6 protein-coding genes are annotated in these 7,713 nt (G+C 68.3%); 2 read left to right on the forward strand and 4 right to left on the reverse strand.

Annotated features, from left to right (window positions below; translation table 11 throughout):
* Window positions 1-861 (forward strand): hypothetical protein (locus C665_RS16905; protein WP_004323640.1); only part of this gene is annotated, 861 nt, incomplete at its 5' end.
* Window positions 862-889: 28 nt separating this feature from the next.
* Here the strand turns inward: C665_RS16905 and C665_RS16910 are convergent.
* From C665_RS16910 to C665_RS16920, 3 genes are all read right to left on the reverse strand, one after another.
* Complete coding sequence (locus C665_RS16910; RefSeq protein ID WP_040829509.1) at window positions 890-1,456, reverse strand: hypothetical protein; 567 nt, start codon at window positions 1,454-1,456, stop codon at window positions 890-892.
* A gap of 26 nt (window positions 1,457-1,482) precedes the next feature.
* Window positions 1,483-2,619: a hypothetical protein gene (locus tag C665_RS16915; RefSeq protein WP_004323642.1), complete on the reverse strand. Its 1,137-nt coding sequence runs from the start codon at window positions 2,617-2,619 to the stop codon at window positions 1,483-1,485.
* Window positions 2,620-2,787: 168 nt separating this feature from the next.
* A complete protein-coding gene (locus C665_RS16920; protein WP_004323643.1) occupies window positions 2,788-5,028 on the reverse strand; it encodes an NADP-dependent isocitrate dehydrogenase in 2,241 nt (746 codons plus the stop codon).
* Between the two features lie 301 nt (window positions 5,029-5,329).
* On the opposite strand from C665_RS16920, the gene nudC reads away from it, so the two are divergent.
* Window positions 5,330-6,181, forward strand: a complete 852-nt coding sequence (nudC, locus tag C665_RS16925) for an NAD(+) diphosphatase (protein ID WP_012584285.1) — start codon at window positions 5,330-5,332, stop codon at window positions 6,179-6,181.
* Here nudC and C665_RS16930 read toward each other — a convergent pair.
* Window positions 6,157-7,350: a YbfB/YjiJ family MFS transporter gene (locus C665_RS16930; protein WP_012584284.1), complete on the reverse strand. Its 1,194-nt coding sequence runs from the start codon at window positions 7,348-7,350 to the stop codon at window positions 6,157-6,159. The genes nudC and C665_RS16930 overlap by 25 nt on opposite strands.
* Between the last annotated feature and the right edge of the window lie 363 nt (window positions 7,351-7,713).

Here is a 7,713-nt window from a genome sequence, read left to right on the forward strand (position 1 = left end):
GCCCTGCGCGCGGCCGAGCGCGAGGTCGCCGAAAAGCAGCGCCAGGAGGCACGCCGCCTGCGCCGGCGCAGCCGCGCGCTCGCCGTGGGCCTCAGCGTGCTCGCCTTCACCAGCGCGCTCGGCGGGCTCGCCTGGCAGCAGTCGCGGATCGCCGAGGCGGCGCGCCGGTTCGCCGAAGGCGAGCGCGAGCTCGCCCTCACCGCACGCGACGAGGTGGTGCGCCAGCTCGAGGCCCTGGTCGAGGCGCGCGAGGCCGAGGCCGCCGCACGCGCTGCGGCCGAGGCGGTGGCGCAGGAGGCGCGGCAATCCGCCACCGCGCTCGCCAGCGTGGTCGACGAACTCGAACGCGCCACCACCGCCGCGAACGCCCCTGCGAGCGGCGACGGACAGGCGGTGCAGCGCAGCCTCACCGAGGCCAAGTCGGAGCTGCGCGCCCAGGTGAGCAATCTCTCCAATCTCTCGGCGCAGCAGGCCGCGCCGCCGGTCTCCGCGGCGCCCGCTCCGGCGTCCGGCGGCGTGGCACCGCGGCTGTGGATCTACATCGCCGAGGAGGGCCAGCGCCCGACCGCCGAGGCGCTGGAGGCGCGTCTGCGCAGCGTGCGCATCGGCGACGCCGCGCTCGAGCTCCCCGGCATCGTGCTGGTCAAGGCCGCCCCCGCGCGCAGCATGCTGCGCTGCTTCCGTACCGAGGAATGCCGCCAGGACGGCGAGGCCCTCGCGCGTGCGCTCGCCGCGCTGCTGCAGTCGCCCACGCCGAGCCTGGAGGATTTCAGCGCGCTCTACGGCAGCAGCGGTTCGATCCGCGCACGCCATTACGAGCTCTGGTTCGCCCCCGGGGCGATCGTGCTGTCGGCACGCTAGCGCGGAGCCTGCATGCCGGGCGCAGCGCTCAGACGTTCCTGAACCGATCCACCCACCAACGCTCCCCATCGACCAGGACGCCGTATTCCAGCGTGGCGGGTATCCAGGTCTGATCGCGATACGAAGGGCGATGGTAAAAGAAGGTCCCGGGGTGCTCGGCGACGTACCGCTCCATGCTGCGGAAGCGCTTGCCTTCCTCGGACCAGCCGCGGTTCAGCTCGCGCCGCTGCGGGAACAGGTTGATGTCCAGGATGCCTCCGCTGGCGTGACCGAGGAAATGCCCCTTGTCCGCGACGAAGGCTCGATCCCCGAGGACGCGGCGCACCGAGGCATTGACGTCGGGAAAGCCGCGCATGCGCCCGCTGTCGCGACGCATGAGCGGCTCGACCGACAGCGCATAGGCGAGCGTGACCCGTTCGCTCACATGATCGAACTGGAACACGGCGAGATCGAGGTTGATCTCCGACAGCTCGGCATCGGGGAAGACCCGGAGATAGGCATCGCACCAGCCATCGACGCGGCCCTCCCAGTCCGCCAGCGCGGCCGGCGGGCTGCGACCGCTGCGTTCATACAGGCCGGCAAGCGCGGACGACATCATGCTTTCCTATCATTCGGGCGATCTCAGTCGCCCTGCACATCGAGGATGGCCTGCACGACCCTGCGCCGACCAAGCGCACGGCGCGCCAGGTTCGCCGCCTCGCCGGTGGCGTTCAGCCACTCGGCCAGGCGACAGAGGGCATTGCGGGTCGTGGTCAGATCGCGGCAGTTGGCGAGGAAGATCATCTGGATCTTCTGCACTGGGTCGGACACATAGACACCGAAGGGTGCCGCGACGATGGTCGCATCCGGGAAGCCCAGCTGGCGCATCGCCTGGCTCTCGGTAATGCCTTTCAGGCAGGCGACCAGATGCAGCGGACCGGCCGGTGCTTCCCGTTCGCCGAGTGCCCTGGCGAGGAACAGATGGTCGTGGAGAAAGGGCTGGCCCACCATTTCCCGGGCGGCCGCCACGCCGAAGCCCCCTGGCAGACCATGACAGATGGTGAGCAGCGAGGTTTCGCCCAGAGGCCACAACCAGCCCCCGCTGGATTCGACCGCGCCGAACTCGGCGAGCCCCCCACCGAGCGCGTCTTCCATCGCCTTCTTGCGGTGGCCGAAATCGAGCCGGCTCCAGTCGAGCGGGGCACCGTAGGCGAAACGCCCCTTGCGTGCCTCGCGTCCACCCAGCTTGACCAGCCCGGCCACCGCCTCGCGCAAGGCCTCGCGGCTGCGTGCGACGATGGCGTCGACGTCGGAAGCGGCCGGCGAGGTGGGATTGAGGTCGTCGAAATAGGCCTGGAAGGCCTGATCGCGCTTCAACTCGGCGGCGTCCTTGGGCGCCGTGCCCACGTCGCCGATGCGCACCACCTTGAGCCGCGCCGGCCCATCGTTCCAAGCCTGCTGAAACTCCGCATGGCACACGCCGAGGCCGCGAGCGGGCGCCCAGCCCGCCTCGCCGGTGTAAAGCACCAGGACAATGTCGGCCTTGCGCACCTCCTCGAGCGATTTCTCCCACGCGGTCTCCAGATCGCCCTGCGATTGATCCGGCGCATTGTCGGAGATCCACACCTCGAAAAGCCGCTCGCCGCAGAGGCTTTCCGCTTCGAGTTCGCGCTTCAGCCGCGTGCGGACGACGGTCATCGAAACCCGTGAATCCCCACGGCGCACCGTGGACGCGCAGCGGCTGGAGATCATCACGCGGAGCTTGCGGAAATCGGCCATCGGCCTGTCCTCGTAAGGCGAGGCTGTCATGTTAGGCACCCGGCGGCGATCGTGCATACCCTTGCCTTGCGTGGGGACGCGAAAAAGGGGCAGGTCGACGCATTCGTCGATCTGCCCCTTTTCGGGTTCGCCGGCCGCCGGGCGCTGGCCGGCGGCACATCAACCGCCTCAGGCGGCGCGCGCGCCCTTCAGGATGGCGTTGAGCGTGGCGCTCGGACGCATCACCGCCTTGCACTTCTCGGCGTCGGCCTTGTAGTAGCCGCCGATGTCCACCGCCTTGCCCTGCACCTCGGCGAGCTCGGCGACGATCTTCTGCTCGTTCTCGGCCAAGGCCTTGGCGAGCGGGGCGAACTTGCCCGCCAGCTCGGCGTCTTCCGCCTGTCCGGCGAGGCGCTCGGCCCAGAAGCGGGCGAGGTAGTACTGGCTGCCGCGGTTGTCGAGCTGGCCGGTCTTGGGCGAGGGCGACTTGTTCTCGTCGAGCAGGCGGCCGGTGGCCTCGTCCAGGGTCTTGGCGAGCAGCTTGGCGCGGGCGTTGCCGGTCTTGATGCCGAGGTCCTCCAGCGACACCGCCAGGGCGAGAAACTCGCCGAGCGAATCCCAGCGCAGGTGGTTCTCCTGCACGAGCTGCTGCACGTGCTTGGGCGCCGAGCCGCCGGCACCGGTCTCGTACATGCCGCCGCCGTTCATCAGCGGCACGATCGACAGCATCTTGGCGCTGGTGCCCAGCTCCATGATCGGGAACAGGTCGGTGAGGTAGTCGCGCAGGATGTTGCCGGTCACCGAGATGGTGTCCAGGCCGCGCGCGACACGCTCGAGGGTCACGCGCATCGCGCGCACCTGCGACATGATCTGGATGTCGAGGCCGCTGGTGTCGTGATCCTTGAGGTAGGTCTTGACCTTCTTGATCAGCTCGTTCTCGTGCGGACGATAGGGGTCGAGCCAGAAGATCGCCGGCATGCCGGAGTTGCGCGCGCGGGTGACGGCGAGCTTGACCCAGTCGCGGATCGGCGCGTCCTTGACCTGGCACATGCGCCAGATGTCGCCGGCCTCGACGTTCTGCGACAGCAGCACCTCGCCGGTGGCGAGGTCGGTGATGTTGGCCACGCCGTCCTCGGCGATCTCGAAGGTCTTGTCGTGCGAGCCGTATTCCTCGGCCTTCTGCGCCATCAGGCCGACGTTCGGCACCGTGCCCATCGTGCGCGGGTCGAAGTTGCCGTGCCATTTGCAGAAGTTGATCATCTCCTGGTAGATGCGGGCGAAGGTCGACTCCGGCATCACGCACTTGCTGTCGTACTGCTTGCCGTCGGCCCCCCACATCTTGCCGCCCTGGCGGATCATCGCCGGCATCGAGGCGTCGACGATGATGTCGTTGGGCGAATGGAAGTTGGTGATGCCCTTGGCCGAATCGACCATGGCGAGCGCCGGGCGGTGCTCCTGGCAGGCGTGCAGGTCGCGGATGATCTCGTCGCGCTTGGACTCGGGCAGGGTCTTGATCTTCTCGTACAGGTCGACCATGCCGTTATTGACGTTGATGCCGAGCTCTTCGAACAGCTTGCCGTGCTTCTCGAAGGCGTCCTTGTAGTAGATCTTCACGCAGTGGCCGAAGACGATCGGGTGCGAGACCTTCATCATCGTCGCCTTGACGTGCAGCGAGAACAGGATGCCGGCCTCGCGGCAGTCCTCGAGTTCCTTCTCGTAGAACTCGCACAGCGCCTTCTTGCTCATGAACATCGAGTCGATGATCTCGCCTTCGAGCAGCGAGACCTTGGGCTTGAGCACGATGGTCTTGCCCGACTTGGTGATCAGCTCCATCTTGACGTCGCGCGCGCGGTCGAGCGTCATCGACTTCTCGCCGTGGTAGAAGTCGCCGTGGTGCATGTGGGAGACGTGGGTCTGCGACCACTGCTTCCACTCGCCCATGGAGTGCGGGTGCTTCTTGGCGTAGTTCTTGACTGCGGCGGGCGCGCGACGGTCGGAGTTGCCCTCGCGCAGCACCGGGTTGACGGCCGAGCCGAGGCACTTGCCGAAGCGGACGCGGAGCGCCTTTTCCTCGTCGGTCTTGGGGTCCTCGGGGTAGTCGGGGATCTTGTAGCCCTTCTCCTGCAGTTCCTTGACGCAAGCCTTGAGCTGGGCGACCGAGGCGCTGATGTTGGGCAGCTTGATGATGTTGGTGTCGGGCTCGAGGGTCAGGCGGCCCAGTTCGGCGAGCGTGTCGGGGACGCGCTGGTCTTCGCTCAGGTATTCGGGGAACTCGGCGAGCACGCGCGCCGACACGGAGATGTCGGCCTTCTCGACCTCGACGCCTGCAGGACCGGTGAAGGTGCGGATGATCGGGAGGAAGGCGCACGTCGCCAGCAGCGGCGCTTCGTCCGTGAGCGTGTAGATGATCTTGGATTTGCCTGCAGACATTGATTTCCCCTATATGTTTTAGATCTTGTCCCGACTACCCGATGGCGACCCACTGTCGCCGGCGCGGCAAGGCCGCCGCACGATCGCAGTCGCCCGGAAAAATACCACTTATCGACCTGTCGGGCATCGAAACCTTCTTTCACATCGCGAAATAAACCGCGGCAAGCCTTGCCGGGCCTGGAAACGAGCCCCGCGGTCACGACCCGCGCCACAGACTCGACAGCACGGGCGATCTGCCCGATGCTGCCGCCCTCGCCTTCCTCCTTGCGCCGACGCTCCGCCCGACCCCGGTCCCACGATCATGAGCCTTCCTTCTTCACTGCCCCCATCCGGCGATCCGCGGCCGGCACGCACGCTCGTGTTCCGCGACCACCAGTTGCTCGTGGACCTCGCGGCGACGCCCACGGCCGGCCCGGATTCCTGGCGGGCCGGTCTCGTCGCGCTGCGCACCCTCGACTTCCCCGTGACCACGGGCGAGGCATGGACGGTGGTCGAGGTCGAGCGCACGATCGAGGCACCCGACGGACATGCGTTCCAGCATCTCAAGTCGCTGCTCGACACGCTTGACGGGGAGACGCTCGCCCTCGCCGCGCGCGCCCTCGAGCTGCTCGAGTTCGACCGCGCGCACCGCTTCTGCGGCGCCTGCGGCGCGCCCACCACACTGCGGACGGATCCGCCGGCGCGGCGCTGCAGCGCGCCGGACTGCGGTCGCGAGCACTTTCCGCGCGTCTCGCCGGTGGTGATCGTGGCGGTCGAGCGCGGTGCCGAGATCCTGCTCGGGCGCTCGCCGCACTTCCCGCCCGGCCTCTACAGCACGCTCGCCGGCTTCGTGGACGCGGGCGAATCGGCCGAGCAGGCGGTGCATCGCGAGATCTTCGAGGAGACCGGCCTGCGCATCCGCGCGCCACGCTATTTCTCCAGCCAGGCGTGGCCCTTCCCGCATGCGCTGATGCTCGGCTACCAGGCCGAGTACGCCGGCGGGGACATCGTCTGCGCTCCGGGCGAGATCGAGGATGCGCGCTTCTTCCATGTCGACGCGCTGCCGCCGCTGTTCCCGATCCGCTACGCGATGGCCAACCAGCTGCTGCGCGACTTCTGCCTGCGCCACGGGCGACCGTGGCCGCCCGCTCAGGCGACGCCTGCCGCGGCCTGAGCGTCGCGCCGGTCCACGATCTTCAGCAGCACCAGCAACACGGTGCCCACGCCCATCATCGCCGCGGCGAACCACAGCCCGCCTGCGTAGCTGCCGAAGGTCTCGCCCAGCCAGCCGGTCACCGCCGGGCCGAGGATCTGCGCGACGCCATAGGAGATGGTCATCTTGCCCATCATCTTGGCCGGCCGCGTCGGGTAGTAACGCCCGGCCATGGTCAGCACCAGGCTGACCATGCCGACGAAGGTGCCGCCGAAGAGCAGGGCGCCGGCGATCGCCCCCAGGCTGCCACCGACCACCACCGGCAGCAGGATGCCGACGATCTGCAGCACCGCGGCGAGGATCAGCGCGTTCAGCGCGCCGGTACGGCGGGCGATGAAATCCCACACGATGCAGGCCGGCATCGCCGCCAGGCCGATGGCGAGAAAGCTCCAGCTCCCCTGGCCCTCCAACCCGGGCAGGCGATTGACGATGGCGACGATGAAGGTCGCGCTGACCACGAAGCCGACGCCGGCACAGAAGTAGGACGCCATGAAGATGCGCAGGAAGAGCGGGCTGGGCGGGTCGTCGTGCATCGGCGCGCCGCTGCGCGTCAGCCCGCTGGTGTCGGGTGCCGGCAGCCAGCGCAGCGCCGGCACCAGCAGCACGCAGGCAATCGCGGTGAACACGAACCACTGCGCACGCCAGTCCAGCCACAGGCTCATCAGCGCCACGGCCACCGAGCAGCCGGCGATGCCCAGACCGATGCCGGCGAAGTGGATGCCGAGCTCGTGGCGATGGTTGTGACGGATCAGCCAGTTCAGGATCAGGCCCGTGCCGAGCAACATCGCCGCCGCACTCGAAAGTCCGGCCAGGTAGCGCGACACCGCCCACACCGTGAAATCGGTGGTGAGCCCCATCATCAGCGTGGTCAGCACCGCGACCACCATGCCGATGCGGTAGAGGCGGTCCTTGAGCACGAGGTCGCTGATCGAGGCGGCGAGCAGCGCGCCGCTCAGGTAACCGGTGTAATTGATTGCCGCGAGCCAGCCGCCCTCGGCCAAACCGAGCCCGGCCTGGGCCTGCATCAGCGGCAGCAGCGGGGTATAGGCGAAGCGCGCCACGCCGAGCGCGAGCATCAGGCTGAAGATGCCCGCACCGAGCACCTTCAGACGCTGGATCTGGTAGTCCATCTTGTCGTTTTCCATCTCCTCCGGACGCGACACGATAGACGGGGAGTCGTATCCGTTCAAGCAAATGTTTCGACACGAAGCTTTCATCCGGCCACGCGCCCCCGGCTCCTGGCGACCGGCTAAACTTCGGCCCCTGGACCCGGTGCTGCCGTGCACGCCGATCCGCCCCACGCCTCCCGCAGGCCCATCTCCTGCCACGTCCACAGAATCCTCCCGATGCGCCCGCTGATCCGAGTCTTCCTCCTGCTCCTGTTTACGCTGCTGGCCCCCTGGGCCGCCGCCGAAGCGCCGCCACGGCCGCAGCCGGACGAGCTGCGCGCGCGCGCGCAGGCGCTCGCGGACCGCAAGCTGCCCGAGGCCGAG

Origin of the sequence: Thauera aminoaromatica S2 (genome assembly GCF_000310185.1) — a bacterium.
In the GTDB taxonomy this organism is placed as follows: domain Bacteria; phylum Pseudomonadota; class Gammaproteobacteria; order Burkholderiales; family Rhodocyclaceae; genus Thauera; species Thauera aminoaromatica.

Bases quoted from the DNA above. Each gene is read 5' to 3' on its own strand.
- C665_RS16910 (WP_040829509.1), bottom strand. From the start codon at position 1,456: ATGTCGTCCGCGCTTGCCGGCCTGTATGAACGCAGCGGTCGCAGCCCG.
- C665_RS16915 (WP_004323642.1), bottom strand. From the start codon at position 2,619: ATGGCCGATTTCCGCAAGCTCCGCGTGATGATCTCCAGCCGCTGCGCG.
- C665_RS16920 (WP_004323643.1), bottom strand. From the start codon at position 5,028: ATGTCTGCAGGCAAATCCAAGATCATCTACACGCTCACGGACGAAGCG.
- nudC (WP_012584285.1), top strand. From the start codon at position 5,330: ATGAGCCTTCCTTCTTCACTGCCCCCATCCGGCGATCCGCGGCCGGCA.
- C665_RS16930 (WP_012584284.1), bottom strand. From the start codon at position 7,350: ATGGACTACCAGATCCAGCGTCTGAAGGTGCTCGGTGCGGGCATCTTC.